Below are 17,572 nucleotides of genomic sequence, written 5' to 3'. Positions count from 1 at the left end.
GGGGCCATCGAGCGACCGGGCCGGACAAGCGGCCCCCGACTGGTTATCATGGCGGCGTTTCTTTGCGGACTGCCACCATGGTTGATTCTTACGACGACTCCCTCGATACGGGAGAAAAAAGCAAATCTCAGGTCAAACGCGAGCTGCATGCTCTGGTTGACCTTGGCGAGCGCCTTACAACACTCAAGCCTGACTTGGTGGCAAAACTGCCACTGACCGACGCGATGCGCCGTGCCTTGGCCGATGCGCCGAAGCACACCGCGAATATCGCGCGGAAACGGCATTTGCAGTTCATCGGCAAACTGATGCGCGATCAGGACACTGACGCGATCCTCATTTTGCTCGATCAACTCGATGCCTCCACTCGTCAGTACAACGAGCGTTTCCACAATCTCGAACGCTGGCGTGACCGCCTTATCGCCGGTGATGATGCCGTGCTGGAGAAATTCGTCCTGGAATACCCGGACGCCGATCGCCAGCAACTGCGTTCCCTGATCCGTCAGGCTCAGCATGAGGTTGCGCAAAACAAAGCGCCGGCCTCAAGCCGTAAAATCTTCAAGTACATCCGTGAGCTGGACGAGACTCAACGCGGTCTGCGTTGATATTCGCCCTGCCTTGCACCCTGTAGGAGCTGCCGAAGGCTGCGATCTTTGCCATTGAAAAATCAAAAGATCGCAGCCTTCGGCAGCGCCTACACACATCTGTTTATGCGCCCGTGCCACCCACGGTGATCGCATCGATTTTCAGCGTCGGCTGGCCAACACCCACGGGTACCGACTGCCCATCCTTGCCACACGTCCCCACACCGCTATCGAGCGAAAGATCGTTACCGACCATCGACACCCGGCTCATCGCCTCGGGGCCGTTGCCGATCAACGTCGCGCCCTTGACCGGCGCGGTGATCTTGCCGTCTTCGATCAGATACGCCTCGCTGGTGGAGAACACAAATTTGCCGCTGGTAATGTCGACCTGGCCACCGCCGAGGTTGGCGCAATAGATGCCTTTCTTCACCGAGGCGATGATTTCCGCCGGATCGCTTTCGCCGCCCAGCATGTAGGTGTTGGTCATCCGCGGCATCGGCAGGTGCGCATAGGATTCACGGCGACCGTTGCCGGTACGGGCCACGCCCATCAGGCGCGCGTTGAGCTTGTCCTGCATGTAGCCCTTGAGCACGCCGTTTTCGATCAGCGTGGTGCACTCGGTCGGGGTGCCTTCGTCGTCGACGCTCAGCGAGCCGCGACGGCCGCTCAAGGTGCCGTCATCGACGATGGTGCAGAGCTTGGAAGCAACCATTTCGCCCATACGACCGCTGTAGGCGGAGCTGCCCTTACGGTTGAAGTCGCCTTCCAGACCGTGGCCAACCGCTTCGTGCAGCAGCACACCGGACCAGCCCGAACCCAGCACCACCGGCAGCGTCCCGGCCGGTGCCGGAATCGCTTCCAGGTTCACCAGCGCCTGACGCAGCGCTTCACGGGCATAACCCATGGCGCGGTCTTCAGCGAGGAAATAACGGTAGTCGGTACGCCCGCCGCCGCCATGGCCGCCGCGCTCGCGACGGCCGTTCTGCTCAACGATAACGCTGACATTGAAACGCACCAGGGGCCGCACATCCGCCGCCAGACCGCCGTCGGTCGATGCCACAAGAATGCGTTCCCAGACCCCGGCCATGCTTACGCTGACTTGCTGAATTCGCGGATCGAGCGCGCGCGTGGCGACGTCGATGCGCTTGAGCAGTTCGACCTTCTCGGCACGGCTCAACACTTCCAGCGGATTGTCCGGCGCATACAACTGGGCGACGTCCTGAGTGGTGAACGCCTGCACCGTGCCGTTCTGCCCGGCACGGGAGATCGAACGGGCCGCACGCGCCGCAGCGCCCAGCGCTTCAAGGGTGATCGCGTTGCTGTAGGCGAAACCGGTTTTTTCACCGGACTGCGCACGCACACCGACACCTTGGTCGAGATTGAAACTGCCTTCCTTGACGATGCCGTCTTCCAGCGCCCAGGACTCGGAGATCTGGCCCTGGAAATACAGGTCGGCAGCATCGATGCCCGGGCCCGCCAGATCGCCGAGAACGCTTTGCAGGCTCTCGATCGTCACGCCGCCGGGCGCCAAAAGGTGATTACTGACTGAGGACAACAACTCGCTCATGGTTTAGGCCTTAAATTCATGTTCTGAAGCAGGTCGCTGTGCGCCCTGCGAGAAAAACCGCCGATGACTCGTCACCGGCATCCGCGCCCTGATGGACGCTTGTTCATTGCTGTCGCGTTCGGCCAGCAACACCGCTTCGCCTTGATCCTGACTCGCCAGCACACGGCCCCATGGGTCGACAATCGCCGCATGCCCAAAGGTTTCTCGCGGCCCCGGATGGCTTCCACCCTGCGCAGCCGCCAGCACATAACACTGTGTCTCGATGGCCCGCGCGCGGATCAATACATCCCAATGTGCCGCGCCGGTCACAGCGGTAAAGGCCGATGGCGCGGTAATCAACTCGGCACCGGCAGCGCGCAATTCGCTATACAGCTCCGGAAAGCGCAGGTCGTAACACACGGTCAGACCCACTTTGCCGACCGGTGTATCCGCAACCACCACACCACTGCCATAAGCATAGTCATCGGATTCGCGGTAACGGCCTCGATTGTCCGCTACATCCACATCAAACAGATGCAACTTGTCATACCGTGCAACGGTTTCGCCCTGATCATCGACCAGCAGCGAACACGCGTGTGATTTGCCCGCGGGCTGATTGACCGGCGGCAACGGCAACGTGCCGGCCACTATCCATAACTTGAGGTCGCGGGCGGCCTGTTTCAACCATGGCAGGATCGGCCCTTCGCCAAGGGCTTCAGCGCGGCCGATATCGGCGATGTCACGACGGCCCATGGCGGCGAAGTTTTCCGGCAGCACCGCCAGCTTCGCGCCACCGGCCGCCGCCTGCTCAAGCAGGCGCCGGGCCTGGGCCAGATTGGCCAGCACGTCACTCTGGCTGACCATTTGAATCACCGCTAAAGACATGGCCGCTCCTGGCTGGAATGAATGACTACCTGTAGGAGCTGCCGCAGGCTGCGATCTTTTGATCTGGCTCTTATAAAACAAAAGCAAAGATCGCAGCCTTCGGCAGCTCCTGCACGGGCGCTTGCCTCATGCTACTCAAAAAGGTTTGTCGAAAGTGATTTTCGGCTCTTTCCACGGACCTTTGACGGTGTATTTCACACTGGCAAAGCGTGACACACGGTCGCCGATGAGCTTGTCGATCAGGAACAGCGCCCCCCCGACCGCCGGAGCACCCACAAGCAACGCGGCAATCGGCAGATTGTTGGTCACCGGTAATGTCACCAGCAACTTGGCGTCGACCTGTTCAGCCACCAGGTCCAGCTTGCCGTTGAGCTCAATGTTGCTCGATGGCCCGGTCAGGCGGATTGGCTCTTTGGTATCGTAAACACCGTTGGTCGCCACGAGCAGGCCTTTGACCCGGTCATAGCTCAGACCTTTGCCAAACAGGTCGGAGAAGTCCAGACGCAGACGACGGCCGATGGAGTTGAAGTTGAGCAGCCCGAACACTCGCAAAGCCTGCGCGCCGCCCTCCACCTCGACAAACTGGCCCTTGTTCAGCGACGCATCGAGGGTGCCGGAAAAACGCTTGGTCGCCAGCCACGCCGGCGAACCCGGCCAGCGGCCATCGACGTCCATGTGAAACTCTTGACTGGTCACACTCGGCGCGAAGCCCCAGCCCTTGAGGACATCGGCGAGGTTCTTGCCGCCGATCCGGCCCTTGAACCAGCTAGTGCTGGAACCCGGTGCACCTTCCCAGCCGCCATTGCCCTGCAACAGGATGCCTTTGAGCCCCATGTCGAGATTGTTCATGGCGATACCCTTGCTGGTCGGGCGGATCTTCAGCGACCAGCCACCGACCAGATCCTGGCCCAGGAACAGTTGATTGATGGTGATATCCAGCGCCGGGATTTTCGTCGGATCGACAGACGCCAACGGGTCAGGCGAATTCTCGTCAGCCTGCACCGTCGGATCCGGCGCCGGCAGTCGCACGTATTGCAGGTTCACCGCAATCGGCGCGTTTTTGGCGTCTGGCAGGCCAGCAGTGCCTTTGGCTTGCTGACTGTCGAGCGCCAGATTCCACGCCCCCGGTTTGCGATTCAGTTGCACCGAGGCCTGATCCAGCGTCGTGCCAAATGCTGTCAGCTTGCCGATCTTGAAATCGGCGCTGCTCAACAGTTGCTTGGCATTGCCGCCCGGATCCTGTCCGGCGTACTTGCTGACCAGATCCTGCCAGGGCGCGACGTCCAGTTCCGACAGCACACCGCGAACCCGCAAACCCTTGGCGCCCGGCAACACGGCTTCGCCCTCCCCGAGGAACAACTCACCGCGGCCCTGGGCAAAATCAGCCGGCGGCGCAGCAAAAGTAAAACTGGCCAATTGACCATAACTGACCCAGTAACGCCGCTCCTGCCCTTGCAAGGTCATGCGGAAAACGGTGTCTCGACCAACATCCGCCGCCATGCCAAACGGTGCTGGCAGATCGACCGCCACACCGTTGAGGTTAGAGCTGACCATCAACTGGCTATCGTTGCCGTCCAGATTCAGTTGCAACTGATAGGGAATCGTCCCGGACGCTGGCAGCGGTTGAGTGACGCCGAGCCAGTCGGTCAGTTTCTTGACTTCAACCTGCCCCGTCGCAGCGACACGGGTCTTGAGCTGGTTGGCGCTGCCATCAGCGAAAATCTGCGCAGTGACCGGCTTGTCGAACGCTCGGGCAGCGATATTCTGCCCGCTGAGACCCTTGGCGCTGTCGAAGCGGAAATCACCCTTGAGTTGCGTCAGTTCCAGTTTCGGCTCCGCCAATTTTAGGCGCGCGTTGGCGGTCTTGAAGTCGACGACGATTTTCGGCTGGTCGCCGCCCTTGTCCAGCGGCACGTCGAGTTTGAGCTTGCCTTGCAGATCCCCCGCGCCTTCCCATCCGGCAAAGGTTTCGCCAGTGCCGATCGGTGCATCCTGAAGAATCTTCAAACCGTCACCCAGACCACCCGCGAACGCACCGTCGAGGTACATATGGGTATGCTGTCCGGCCGGGACATGGGGAATATTGACGAAAACGTTGCTGACCTGGGTGTCGAGCAATTGGCCCTTGCTGGCCCAGATCCGCACGCCGCTGTCCTCGATGAACACGTCGCCACTGACCTTGCTGACATGCGGCCAACCCGGCTGGAAGGCCAGTTCGGCGTCATGCACCTTGAAGAACAGACTGATGCTGCGATCAGCCTCCCCGGCGTTCTTGCTTAGCGAGCCTTGATACTGGAAGAAACCCTGATCCACCGCGCCTTTGAGAATCGCCGTGCGCAACCATTCATCCAGCGCCGGGCTCAGCACTTCGGGCAAGTACTTGGCGGTGTAGCGGCCGTCGCCGTCGACCAGACCGACCCGCAGGTCCATGTAGTCTTCCTGACTGTGATCGAAATGCAGACGAATCAGGAAGTCACCGGCAATCTTGCCCTCTTCGCCCAGCACCTTAAGGTACGGAGCGATCAGGGTGAAGCCGTCCTTATCAAGCTTCCAGGTGAGTCGGGCGTTGGCCTGAATGTATTGCCATGGCTTGGCGAAAATCGGATCGAGGTGCAGGACAAAATCCTTGCTGTCCATGCGCAGCTCACCACCATCGAGGTTACCGCTGAGGCTGCCGCTGACATTTCGTGCCGCCGGAGCGCCGTGATAGGCATCAAACCCGACGTTATCGAGATTGGCCGCGAAGCCGAATTTGGTTCCGTCAGTGGCATTCGGGCGGAAATCCAGCAGAACATTGCGCAGGCCGCCGGTGACCTTCAGGCGCTCCACGGCTGTAGCGACACCCTGCGGCAACGGCCCCAACGCGTTGAGCAGCGGGGTGATGGGGGTCAGGTCGAGGCGATCAGCCTGTAAGTGCCAGAGCTCTTCAACCTTGTCAGTGGCGCGGGTCTGCTGCACTTGCACTCGCGATTCCCAGCGGGTTTCACCGAAATTCATCGCCAGCGAATCGAAAGTGACCGTCGCACCTTGGGCACTGTTTTCGTAATAGGCGTTGAGCGCCAGATTGGTGATCTTGATCGGCTTGCGCTCGGCGTAAGCACCGGTCAGTTGCGGGGCATTCAAACGAATCGCGGCACTTTGCAAAGTGCCCTCGGCCCAGTTCACCCAAAGCTCACCGCCGGCCTTGATTTCGGAGAAATTCCACTGCTGTGTCAGACGCTCCGGCAGCCACTTCGACCAGTCGCTTTGCGGCAGGCTGGCGTAGCCTTCCACCGTGCTGTCGCGTAACTGGCTGGGGCGAATCCGTGTGTGCAGGCTCAGCGCGACGGGTTGGCCGTCAGGCAAGGTCAAGCGTGCGTCAAGGCGCTGGCGACTGGCACCGGTCTGCAGATTGAGACCGACATAGGTGAGCGTCATCGGCGGGTGATCCAGCGGCTGCAAGGTCACCTGACTTTCGAGCACCGACAATTGCTGGATCATTTGCGAGCGGTTGAACAGTTGCTCGGGATCCAGCGGCTGATCCTTCTGCACCGGCAAACCTTCAAGCGCCCAGGTGCCGTCCTCGGCTTCCTTGAGGCTGACCTTCAGGCCATTGAGTTCCAGATGAGCGATGCGCACTTCGCGGGCCAACAGGCTGGCCCAAAGATCGGGCACTGCCCGCACACGATCAAGACGCAAGGCATTGGCACCGTCGCCGATCATCACGTCGTGGGCCAACAGGATCGGCGCAAAACCGCTCCAGTTGCCTTCCAGTTCGCCGATCTGCAACGGCATGCCGAGGGCGGCACTGGCCTTGTCTTCGATGTCGGCACGATATTCGGCCACCAACGGCGTCAGTTCGCGGCCGAGACTGACGTACAACGCCATCAACACCAGAACCAACGCGCACAGGCCCAGCCCCCAACGGGTGAGTGCGGCCAAAATGCGTGTCAGACGGTCCATGTCAGTTGGCTCCCATGGCAAAAATACTGCGAAAAGCTGAGGCCAGCCGCTGTGAAAAAAGGGTGACGCAGGGGTTCAGAGCAGCACCACGTCATATTGTTCCTGGGAATACATGGTTTCCACCTGGAAGCGTATGGTGCGGCCGATGAACCCTTCAAGCTCGGCGACATTCCCGGATTCCTCGTCAAGCAGCCGGTCCACCACTTTCTGGTTCGCCAGCACGCGATAACCCTCGGCCTGATAGGCCCGGGCTTCACGAAGGATCTCGCGGAAGATCTCGTAACAGATGGTTTCGGCAGTCTTCAATTTGCCGCGACCCTGGCAGCAGCTGCACGGTTCGCACAGCACTTGCTCAAGGCTTTCGCGGGTGCGCTTGCGGGTCATCTGCACCAGGCCCAACTCGGTAATACCGATGATGTTGGTCTTGGCGTGATCGCGTTCCAGCTGTTTTTCCAGGGTTCGCAAAACCTGACGCCGGTGTTCTTCATCTTCCATGTCGATGAAGTCGATGATGATGATCCCGCCCAGATTGCGCAGACGCATCTGCCGGGCTATCGCGGTCGCCGCTTCGAGGTTGGTCTTGAAGATGGTTTCTTCGAGATTGCGATGGCCAACGAAGGCGCCGGTGTTGACGTCGATGGTGGTCATGGCTTCGGCCGGATCGACCACCAGATAGCCACCGGATTTCAGCGGGACTTTGCGCTCGAGCGCTCTCTGGATTTCGTCCTCGACACCGTACAGATCGAAAATCGGTCGCTCGCCCGGATAGTGTTCCAGTCGATCGGCGATCTCCGGCATCAGTTCGGCGACGAACTGCGTGGTTTTCTGGAAGGTTTCCCGGGAATCGATGCGAATCTTCTCGATTTTCGGATTGACCAGATCGCGCAACGTGCGCAAGGCCAGGCCGAGGTCTTCGTAGATCACGCTCGGCGCGCCGATGGTTTTGATCTGTTCGTTGATCTGATCCCACAGGCGCCGCAGGTAGCGGATGTCCATGAGGATCTCATCGGCCCCGGCACCTTCGGCGGCGGTCCGCAGAATGAAGCCGCCAGCCTCCTTGATGCCTTCTTTGGCGACACAATCGGTGACCACCTGCTTGAGGCGATCGCGCTCGGCTTCGTCTTCGATTTTCAGGGAAATGCCGACGTGGGCGGTGCGCGGCATGTACACCAGATAGCGCGATGGAATCGACAATTGCGTGGTCAGTCGCGCACCTTTGGAGCCGATCGGATCCTTGGTGACTTGCACCACCAGGCTCTGGCCTTCGTGCACCAGCGAGCTGATGCTTTCCACCGCCGGGCCTTCGCGCAGAGAGATTTCCGCGGCATGAATGAACGCCGCACGATCGAGGCCGATGTCGACGAAGGCTGCCTGCATGCCCGGCAGTACCCGGACAATCTTGCCTTTATAGATGTTGCCGACGATGCCGCGCTTTTGCGTGCGCTCGACGTGGACTTCTTGCAGCACACCGTTTTCGACCACCGCCACGCGCGATTCCATCGGCGTTATGTTGATCAGAATCTCTTCACTCATGGCAGGATCTCGTTCAGGCGTGTTCACGATAATGGCCGCATCTTGTTCGTACGACGCTTATTGCGCGTTCAGGTTTTGCCAACAGGGTATGCCGAAATGGCCCAACAGTTCTGCGGTTTCGCAAACGGGCAGCCCGACAACCGCCGAATAGCTGCCATTGAGCCCCGCGACAAACACCGCGCCGAGCCCTTGAATCCCATAACCACCGGCCTTGTCCCGGGGTTCACCGCTGGCCCAGTAGGCAGCGGCCTCTTCGCGGCTGATCGGCCGGAACCGTACCAGGCTGCGCACCACCCGCGACTCGCAGCGCTCGCCTTCGAGCACAGCGATGGCAGTCAGCACTTCATGTTCCTTGCCGGACAACATCATCAGCATGGCGCATGCATCGGCTTCGTCCACCGGTTTGCCGAGAATTTTGCCATCGAGCACCACCGCAGTATCGGCGCCCAGAACGCAAAACGGCGCAGCCGACACAACCGTGCGCCGCCCGGCCTCGGCCTTGCCGCGCGCGAGGCGTTCGACGTAGGCCGCCGGTGATTCTTCGGGGAATGGCGTTTCATCGATGTCCGCACTGATGGCGGAAAAAGGAATGCCGATCTGCGTGAGCAATTCACGTCGACGCGGCGATCCGGAGGCGAGGTAAAGCGGCTTCATCAAAACATCCCCTGTTCAGTGCCCTGCTTCACCGGCTCAATTGATTTTGTAGCGGCGGCGTAATCCACGCAAAGCGAAACTGATCCAGGGCCACAGCAAGGCACTGGTCAGTGCCGGCAGCACCAGCGCCAGGGTCGGCTGACGGTTACCGGTCAAGGCACTGAGCCACAACTGCACTAGTTGCGCGAGCCCGAAAATCACCAGAATCACCAGACACTGTTGCCACATCGGGAACATGCGCAGGCGCTGCTGCAATGACAGCACCAGGAAAGTGATCAGCGTGAGAACGAGCGCGTTCTGCCCAAACAGATCGCCCTGCAGCACATCTTCGGCCAGGCCCAGGCAGAACGCCGTGACCATACCCACCGCGTGCGGCATGTAAAGCGCCCAGAACGTCAGCAGCAAGGCCAGCCAAAGCGGACGCAGGATTTCCATGAAGATCGGTAACGGCGAAACGCTGAGCAATATGCCAACAACGAAGGTCAGCCAGATGATCCAGCCATTTCGGGAGGCTTTGACACCGACCATTATTCTCGTCCCCCAGTGGTGGCTGGCGCCGTTGCCGGCGGTTTGGCAGGTGGTTTGCTGGCGGCAGGAGAAGACGCCGGGGGCTTGGTCGCCGCCGGTGCGGCCGCAGGCGGCTTGCTCGCAGCAGGTTTGGCCGGGGTCGCGGCAGGCGTCGTAGCAGCCGGGGTTTGCTCGGCAGCCGGAGCAGCCGGCGCCGGCATGACCAACGGCCGGGAAACTACCGAGGCCGGCATCGGACCGCCGCCATGGGCATCCAGAGCTTCTTGAGCTTGCGCGGCGTCGTTGGCGCGCTCCTCGGCGGTGCGTGAGTCGCTGAACACCAGAAGCAGGTAGCGGCTGCGGTTCAAAGCAGCGGTCGGCACTGCGCGCACGATCGCGAACGGTTGGCCGGAGTCATGGATCACTTCCTTGACCGTCGCCACCGGGTAACCGGCCGGGAAGCGCTGGCCGAGACCGGAGCTGACCAGCAAATCGCCTTCCTTGATATCCGCCGTGTCGGCGACATGCCGCAGTTCCAGGCGTTCAGGGTTGCCGGTGCCGCTGGCAATCGCCCGCAGACCGTTACGGTTCACCTGCACAGGAATGCTGTGAGTGGTGTCGGTCAGCAGCAGTACACGGGAGGTGTAAGGCATCAACTCGACCACCTGCCCCATCAAACCGCGCGCATCGAGCACCGGTTGACCAAGCACCACGCCGTCGCGCTCACCTTTATTGATGATGATGCGATGGGTGAAGGGGTTGGGGTCCATGCCGATCAACTCGGCCACTTCGACCTTTTCGTTGACCAGCGCGGAAGAATTAAGCAACTCGCGCAGCCGGACGTTCTGCTCGGTCAGCGCGGCAAGCTTTTGCATGCGGCCCTGATACAGCAGGTTTTCGGTCTTGAGTTTTTCGTTTTCGGCGACAAGCTCGGTGCGACTGCCGAACTGACTGGCGATACCGTCCCACAGCCGTCCGGGCAGGTCGGTGATCCAGTAGGCGTCCATCAACACCAGCGACGCTTGTTTGCGCGCGGGCTTGAGCAGGTCGAAGCGGGCATCGACCACCATCAGTGCGACCGACAACACGGCCAGCACCAGCAGGCGCACACCCAGCGAAGGGCCTTTGGCGAAAAGCGGTTTAATAAGCCGCTCCTCCCAGGCAAATGTTCTGTTTATTCATACGGCATCAAACCGGCCTGGATGAAGACTGACAGAAGATAAACGCCAACAGGCAGCACTGCAAAGTGCTGCCTGTGCGCTCACCCACGTATTGCACTCGGCGACTTATTCGCTCGAGAGCAGATCCATGGTGTGCTTATCCATCATTTCCAATGCACGGCCACCGCCGCGAGCAACACAGGTCAGCGGATCTTCGGCAACGATCACCGGCAGACCGGTTTCCTGGGCCAGCAGCTTGTCGAGGTCACGCAGCAGCGCGCCACCACCGGTCAGCACCAGGCCACGCTCGGCGATGTCGGAAGCCAGTTCCGGCGGCGATTGCTCCAGCGCACTCTTCACTGCCTGAACGATGGTGGCCAGAGACTCTTGCAGAGCTTCCAGCACTTCGTTGGAGTTCAGGGTGAATGCGCGTGGAACGCCTTCTGCCAGGTTACGACCGCGAACGTCGACTTCGCGAACTTCGCCGCCCGGGTAGGCCGTACCGATTTCCTGTTTGATGCGCTCTGCGGTGGATTCACCGATCAGGCTGCCGTAGTTACGGCGCACATAAGTGATGATCGCTTCGTCGAAGCGGTCGCCACCAACGCGTACGGATTCGGCGTAAACCACACCGTTCAGGGAGATCAGTGCGATTTCAGTGGTACCACCACCGATATCGACGACCATCGAACCGCGTGCTTCTTCAACCGGCAGACCGGCACCGATCGCTGCAGCCATTGGCTCTTCGATCAGGAACACTTCACGGGCACCGGCACCGAGGGCCGATTCACGGATGGCGCGACGCTCAACCTGGGTGGATTTGCATGGAACGCAGATCAGCACACGAGGGCTAGGCTGCAGAAAACTGTTTTCGTGAACCTTGTTGATGAAATATTGCAGCATCTTTTCGCAGACGCTGAAGTCGGCGATCACGCCGTCTTTCATCGGACGAATGGCAGCAATGTTGCCCGGCGTACGGCCGAGCATGCGCTTGGCCTCGGTGCCGACAGCAACGACACTTTTCTGATTACCGTGTGTCCGAATGGCCACAACCGATGGCTCATTCAGGACGATACCGCGCTCGCGCACGTAAATAAGGGTGTTGGCAGTGCCCAGGTCAATGGAAAGATCGCTGGAAAACATGCCACGCAGTTTCTTGAACATGGGAAAGGGACCCTAGGCAACGCGTGGGTAAAAAAGTGCGGCAAACTCTAACAACGACAGGGATTTTGGGCAAGGCGCCAATATGTTAAATTGGCCGCTTTTCTGTGCACCAAGCCCCACAATCGCGGCCTTATGACCGTAGAAGTGCGGTAGTGTTCCGACAATCTAACACACGGACGCCGTCCGTTCTGTTTTCCACTGGAGAATCCCGATGGCACTAGAACGCTCCGACGTGGAAAAAATCGCGCATTTGGCCTGCCTTGGCCTTAATGATGCCGATCTTCCGCACATCACCTCGGCCCTCAACAGCATTCTCGGTCTGGTCGACGAAATGCAGGCTGTTAATACCGACGGTATCGAGCCATTGGCCCACCCGCTGGAAGCCAGTCAGCGCCTGCGCGCCGACGTCGTGACCGAAACAAATCACCGCGAGGCCTACCAGTCCATCGCACCAGCGGTCGAAAACGGCCTGTATCTGGTTCCGAAAGTCATCGACTAAAGGGAAAGAGCCTGCAATGCATCAAATGACTCTGGCCGAGATCGCTCGCGGTCTCGCCGATAAAAAGTTTTCCTCCGAAGAGCTGACCAAAGTCCTGCTGGCGCGTATTTCCCAGCTCGATCCGCAGCTCAACAGTTTCATCAGCCTCACCGAAGAGCTGGCGCTTGAGCAGGCGAAAGCCGCCGACGCACGCCGTGCCAACGGTGAGAGCGGCGCCCTGCTGGGTGCGCCGATCGCCCACAAAGACCTGTTCTGCACCCAGGGCATTCGCACCAGCTGCGGCTCGAAGATGCTCGACAATTTCAAGGCTCCGTACGACGCCACCGTGGTCGCCAAACTGGCCGCTGCCGGCGCTGTGACCCTCGGCAAGACCAACATGGACGAGTTCGCCATGGGTTCGGCCAACGAGTCGAGCTGGTACGGCGCGGTGAAAAACCCGTGGAATCTGGAACACGTGCCGGGCGGTTCGTCCGGTGGTTCGGCGGCGGCCGTTGCCGCTCGTCTGTTGCCAGCGGCCACCGCCACTGACACCGGCGGCTCGATCCGTCAGCCCGCCGCGTTCACCAACCTCACCGGCCTGAAACCGACGTACGGTCGTGTTTCGCGCTGGGGCATGATCGCCTACGCCTCCAGCCTCGATCAGGGCGGCCCGTTGGCACGCACTGCCGAAGACTGCGCAATTATGTTGCAAGGTATGGCCGGCTTCGATCAGAACGACTCCACCAGCATCGATGAGCCTGTGCCGGATTACTCCGCCAGCCTCAACGAATCGCTGAAAGGCCTGCGCATCGGTGTGCCGAAGGAATACTTCAGCGCCGGTCTCGACCCGCGCATTGCCGAGCTGATCCAGAACAGCATCAAAGAGCTGCAGAAGCTCGGTGCCGTGATCAAGGAAATCAGCCTGCCGAACATGCAGCACGCGATTCCTGCGTACTACGTTATTGCGCCGGCAGAAGCCTCCTCCAACCTGTCGCGTTTCGACGGCGTGCGTTTCGGCCATCGCTGCGAGAACCCGGAAAACCTCATCGACCTGTACAAGCGCTCCCGTGGCGAAGGCTTCGGGCCTGAAGTGCAGCGCCGGATCATGGTCGGTGCCTACGCGCTGTCCGCCGGTTACTACGATGCCTACTACCTCAAGGCGCAGAAGATTCGCCGCCTGGTGAAGAACGATTTCATGGCTGCCTTTAATGAAGTCGACATCATCCTCGGCCCAACCACGCCGAACCCGGCCTGGAAACTCGGCGCCAAGAACAGCGACCCGGTCGCTGCCTATCTGGAAGACGTCTACACCATCACCGCCAACCTCGCGGGCCTGCCGGGCCTGTCGATGCCAGCCGGTTTTGTCGACGGTCTGCCGGTCGGCGTGCAGTTGCTCGCTCCATATTTCCAGGAAGGCCGTTTGCTCAACGTTGCGCATCAGTATCAGTTGAACACTGACTGGCACACCCGCACCCCAACCGGCTTCTGAGGAGACACACATGCAATGGGAAGTCGTGATCGGGCTGGAGATTCATACCCAGCTCACCACCCGGTCGAAAATCTTTTCCGGTAGTTCGACCACGTTCGGCTCCGAGCCGAACACTCAGGCGAGCCTGATCGACCTGGGCATGCCCGGCGTGTTGCCGGTGCTGAACCAGGAAGCAGTGCGTATGGCGGTGATGTTCGGTCTGGCGATTGACGCCGAGATCGGTCAGCACAACGTGTTCGCGCGTAAAAACTACTTCTACCCGGATCTGCCGAAGGGCTACCAGATCAGCCAGATGGAATTGCCGATTGTCGGCAAGGGCCGCCTGGACATCGCGCTGGAAGACGGCACGGTCAAACGTGTCGGCATCACCCGCGCGCACCTGGAAGAAGACGCCGGCAAGAGCCTGCATGAAGAATTCAACGGTGCCACCGGCATCGACCTGAACCGTGCCGGCACGCCGTTGCTGGAAATCGTTTCCGAGCCGGACATGCGCAGTGCCAAGGAAGCCGTGGCTTACGTCAAGGCAATCCACGCGCTGGTCCGTTATCTGGGCATCTGCGACGGCAACATGGCCGAAGGTTCGCTGCGTTGCGACTGCAACGTGTCGATCCGTCCGAAAGGCCAGGTTGAATTCGGCACGCGCTGCGAGATCAAGAACGTCAACTCGTTCCGTTTCATCGAGAAGGCGATCAACTCCGAGATCCAGCGTCAGATCGAGCTGATCGAAGACGGCGGCAAAGTGATCCAGCAGACCCGTCTGTACGATCCGAACAAGGACGAGACCCGTCCGATGCGTTCCAAAGAGGAAGCCAACGACTACCGTTACTTCCCCGACCCGGACTTGCTGCCAGTGGTCATCGAAGAGTCGTTCCTCGGCGAGGTGCGCGCCACCCTGCCGGAACTGCCTCCGCAGAAACGCGAGCGTTTCCAGGAGCAATTCGGTCTGTCGGTCTATGACGCCAGCGTCCTGGCCACCAGCCGCGAACAAGCCGACTACTTCGAGAAAGTCGCAGCCATCGGCGGCGACGCCAAACTGGCGGCGAACTGGGTGATGGTCGAGTTGGGCAGCCTGCTCAACAAGCAAGGCCTGGACATCGACGAATCGCCGGTTTCGGCCGAGCAATTGGGCGGCATGCTGCAGCGCATCAAGGACAACACCATCTCTGGCAAGATCGCCAAGGTAGTGTTCGAAGCGATGGCCAACGGCGAAGGCAGCGCAGACGAGATCATCGAAAAGCGTGGCCTGAAGCAAGTGACCGACAGCGGCGCGATCTCGGCGGTGCTGGACGAAATGCTCGCGGCCAACGCCGAGCAAGTCGAGCAATACCGCGCGGCAGACGAAGCCAAACGCGGCAAGATGTTCGGCTTCTTCGTCGGCCAGGCCATGAAAGCCTCCAAAGGCAAGGCCAACCCCCAGCAAGTGAACGAACTGCTGAAAAGCAAGCTCGAAGGCTGATGAAAATGGAGCCAGACCTAAAACCTGGCTCTATCCCCTGTGGGGAATAACCTTCTGTGGCTGGTGCATGTTTGTGGTGAGGGGATTTATCCCCGATGGACTGCGAAGCAGCCCCAAAACCTGAGTTCTCGATTTGTCAGATACAAATCGTACTCAGAGATTGCGGCCGCTTCGCGACCCATCGGGGATAAATCCCCTCGCCACAGAAAGCTCATCCTCCACACAGGCTCACTCCTGCATTAGTTTCGGGAAACCTTTGAATGAAGCGTCTGCTCCTGGGCTGCGCCCTGCTCTCCTTACTCGCCGGTTGCGCCAGCACCGACATCATCGACCCGCACGGTTACGACCAGACCGGCGTCGCCTCCTATTACGGAGCCAAACACCACGGTAAACGCACCGCCAGTGGCGAAGCGTTCAACCAGAATGCCCTGACTGCCGCCCATCGCCAGCTCCCCTTCGGTACCCGGGTGAAAGTCACCAATCTTAAAAACGATGAATCCGTCGTGGTCCGTATCAACGATCGCGGCCCACACACCCGTGGGCGCTTGATCGACGTGTCTCGCGGGGCGGCCGAACAACTCGGTATGCTGCGCAGCGGCACTGCACGGGTTCGTGTGCAGGCCCTCGACGACTGATGGAGCGCCCACCATTTTCGCCTTAGCCGATTTGCCGCTGATCAGCCTGATCGAACTGTTCGCCGGGCTGTGCCTGCTGATCTTCGGCGCCGAACTGATGGTGCGCGCGGCAGTGCGCCTGGCCGCTCGCCTGCATGTGCGGCCGCTGATCATCGGCCTCACGGTGGTCGCGTTTGGCAGCAGTGCGCCGCAAATGGCCGTCAGCCTGCAAGCGGCACAGGCGCATACCCCGGACATTGCGGTCAGCAGCGTGATCGGCAGCAGTATCTTCAATATCCTGGTGACCCTCGGCTTGTCGGCGCTGATCATTCCGTTGCGCGTGTCGCGGCAGTTGGTGCGTCTGGATATTCCACTGATGATCGGCGCCAGTCTGCTGGTGTTCTTGCTGGCGTGGAATGAAGAGCTCGGGCGCCTCGACGGCATCCTGCTTCTGAGCGCACTGGCGTTGTACCTGGGTTTGCTGCTGCGTCAGTCTCGGCATTCGGCACGACCGCATTCGGAACAACCTGAAACTGCGCCGGCGTCGTGGTTCGTCAGTGTGCTGATGATCATTGTCGGCCTGGCCATGCTGGTGTTCGCCGGACGTCTGTTGCTCGGCGCCGCGGTCGTGGTGGCCACCGACCTTGGATTCTCCGAGCGAGTGATCGGCCTCACTGTCGTTGCTGTCGGCACTTCGCTGCCAGAACTCGCGACGTCGCTGATTGCGGCTCTGCGCGGGCAGCGGGACATCGCCGTGGGCAACGTGATCGGCGCCAACTTGTTCAATCTGCTTGGGGTGCTTGGGCTTACTGCACTGATCGCACCGATGCCTTTGTCTGTCTCGCCCAATGCGCTGGATTTCGATTTGCCGGTGATGCTTGGTGTCGCCGCATTGTGTCTGCCGGTGTTCTATTCCGGCTACCGCGTGACCCGCGTCGAAGGTCTGCTGCTGCTCGGTTTGTATCTGGTGTACGGGCTGCACGTGGTGTCGTTCACCACCGGCATGCCACTGGCCGGCAAACTGGAGCGGCTGATGCTGTTTTACGTTCTGCCGCCGCTGCTGGCGTTTCTGCTGTTCACGTCCGTACGCGCCTGGCGCCGCCAACACCACAAGAGGGATATGCCATGACCGAATCGAAGAAGTCCGGGGTTGAAGTCCGCCGTCAGGTAATGGGCGATGTGTTTGTCGACCGCGCGCTGGGCAATGCCACGGAGTTCACCCAACCATTGCAGGATTTTGTCAACGAGCATGCCTGGGGTGGCGTGTGGAATCGCGAAGGTCTGCCGCTGAAAACCCGCAGCCTGATTACCTTGGCCGCGCTGACCGCGCTGAAGTGCCCGCAAGAGCTGAAAGGCCATGTGCGCGGTGCGCTGAACAACGGCTGCACCGTGGAAGAGATTCGCGAAGCGCTGCTGCATTGCGCCGTATATGCCGGGGTGCCGGCGGCGATTGATGCGTTTCGTGCGGCGCAGGAAGTGATCGACAGTTATCAGAAAAGCTAAAAGATCGCAGCCTTCGGCAGCTCCTACAGTGAAATGCGCTCCCCTGTAGGAGCTGCCGGA

The 17,572-nt window shown here is 60.4% G+C and carries 15 protein-coding genes; 7 read left to right on the top strand and 8 right to left on the bottom strand.

The features are described from left to right. The first annotated feature begins 77 nt into the window (after positions 1-77). Positions 78-602 carry a ribosome biogenesis factor YjgA gene (gene yjgA, locus ACA061_RS04110; RefSeq protein WP_042557656.1) on the top strand — a complete coding sequence of 175 codons (525 nt, stop codon included), beginning with the start codon at positions 78-80 and terminating at the stop codon, positions 600-602. Between the two features lie 103 nt (positions 603-705). Here the strand turns inward: yjgA and tldD are convergent, their stop codons facing one another. From tldD to mreB, 8 genes are all read right to left on the bottom strand, one after another. Further along, the gene (gene tldD, locus ACA061_RS04105; RefSeq protein ID WP_497300662.1) at positions 706-2,148 is read right to left on the bottom strand and encodes a metalloprotease TldD; all 1,443 of its coding nucleotides are present in this window, start codon (positions 2,146-2,148) and stop codon (positions 706-708) included. Between the two features lie 3 nt (positions 2,149-2,151). Further along, positions 2,152-3,012, bottom strand: coding sequence for a carbon-nitrogen hydrolase family protein (locus ACA061_RS04100; RefSeq protein ID WP_497300661.1), 861 nt, complete (start codon positions 3,010-3,012; stop codon positions 2,152-2,154). Positions 3,013-3,147: 135 nt separating this feature from the next. Further along, positions 3,148-6,954, bottom strand: coding sequence for a YhdP family protein (locus ACA061_RS04095; protein ID WP_497300659.1), 3,807 nt, complete (start codon positions 6,952-6,954; stop codon positions 3,148-3,150). A 75-nt stretch (positions 6,955-7,029) separates the two neighbouring features. Beyond that, positions 7,030-8,487: a ribonuclease G gene (gene rng / locus ACA061_RS04090; RefSeq protein ID WP_150604421.1), complete on the bottom strand. Its 1,458-nt coding sequence runs from the start codon at positions 8,485-8,487 to the stop codon at positions 7,030-7,032. Between the two features lie 57 nt (positions 8,488-8,544). Then, positions 8,545-9,141, bottom strand: a complete 597-nt coding sequence (locus ACA061_RS04085) for a Maf family protein (RefSeq protein WP_497300658.1) — start codon at positions 9,139-9,141, stop codon at positions 8,545-8,547. 36 nt (positions 9,142-9,177) lie between these two features. Further along, entirely contained in the window at positions 9,178-9,669 is a 492-nt protein-coding gene (gene mreD / locus ACA061_RS04080; RefSeq protein ID WP_042557650.1) for a rod shape-determining protein MreD, read from the bottom strand. Beyond that, the gene (gene mreC / locus ACA061_RS04075) at positions 9,669-10,793 is read right to left on the bottom strand and encodes a rod shape-determining protein MreC (protein ID WP_210701512.1); all 1,125 of its coding nucleotides are present in this window, start codon (positions 10,791-10,793) and stop codon (positions 9,669-9,671) included. Before mreC ends, mreD begins: the two co-directional genes overlap by 1 nt. Before the next feature lie 141 nt (positions 10,794-10,934). Continuing rightward, entirely contained in the window at positions 10,935-11,972 is a 1,038-nt protein-coding gene (gene mreB, locus ACA061_RS04070) for a rod shape-determining protein MreB (protein ID WP_002555108.1), read from the bottom strand. Between the two features lie 211 nt (positions 11,973-12,183). Here mreB and gatC point away from each other — a divergent pair, with 211 nt between their 5' ends. From gatC to ACA061_RS04040, 6 genes are all read left to right on the top strand, one after another. After that, complete coding sequence (gene gatC / locus ACA061_RS04065) at positions 12,184-12,471, top strand: Asp-tRNA(Asn)/Glu-tRNA(Gln) amidotransferase subunit GatC (protein WP_007901429.1); 288 nt, start codon at positions 12,184-12,186, stop codon at positions 12,469-12,471. Positions 12,472-12,487: 16 nt separating this feature from the next. Next, positions 12,488-13,939 (top strand): Asp-tRNA(Asn)/Glu-tRNA(Gln) amidotransferase subunit GatA, encoded by a 1,452-nt coding sequence (gatA, locus tag ACA061_RS04060; protein WP_210554514.1) that lies wholly within the window; start codon positions 12,488-12,490, stop codon positions 13,937-13,939. Between the two features lie 10 nt (positions 13,940-13,949). Next, positions 13,950-15,395 (top strand): Asp-tRNA(Asn)/Glu-tRNA(Gln) amidotransferase subunit GatB, encoded by a 1,446-nt coding sequence (gene gatB / locus ACA061_RS04055; protein WP_497300656.1) that lies wholly within the window; start codon positions 13,950-13,952, stop codon positions 15,393-15,395. A 260-nt stretch (positions 15,396-15,655) separates the two neighbouring features. Beyond that, positions 15,656-16,030, top strand: coding sequence for a septal ring lytic transglycosylase RlpA family protein (locus ACA061_RS04050; protein WP_150604425.1), 375 nt, complete (start codon positions 15,656-15,658; stop codon positions 16,028-16,030). A 46-nt stretch (positions 16,031-16,076) separates the two neighbouring features. Then, complete coding sequence (locus tag ACA061_RS04045) at positions 16,077-17,138, top strand: calcium/sodium antiporter (RefSeq protein WP_497301911.1); 1,062 nt, start codon at positions 16,077-16,079, stop codon at positions 17,136-17,138. Continuing rightward, positions 17,135-17,512 carry a carboxymuconolactone decarboxylase family protein gene (locus tag ACA061_RS04040; RefSeq protein ID WP_042557645.1) on the top strand — a complete coding sequence of 126 codons (378 nt, stop codon included), beginning with the start codon at positions 17,135-17,137 and terminating at the stop codon, positions 17,510-17,512. Before ACA061_RS04045 ends, ACA061_RS04040 begins: the two co-directional genes overlap by 4 nt. Positions 17,513-17,572 lie beyond the last annotated feature (60 nt).

Source organism: Pseudomonas sp. LBUM1668, from assembly GCF_059695715.1.
The sequence above is the reverse complement of the archived record's forward strand: the minus strand, read 5'-3'. Positions and strand labels throughout refer to the sequence as shown.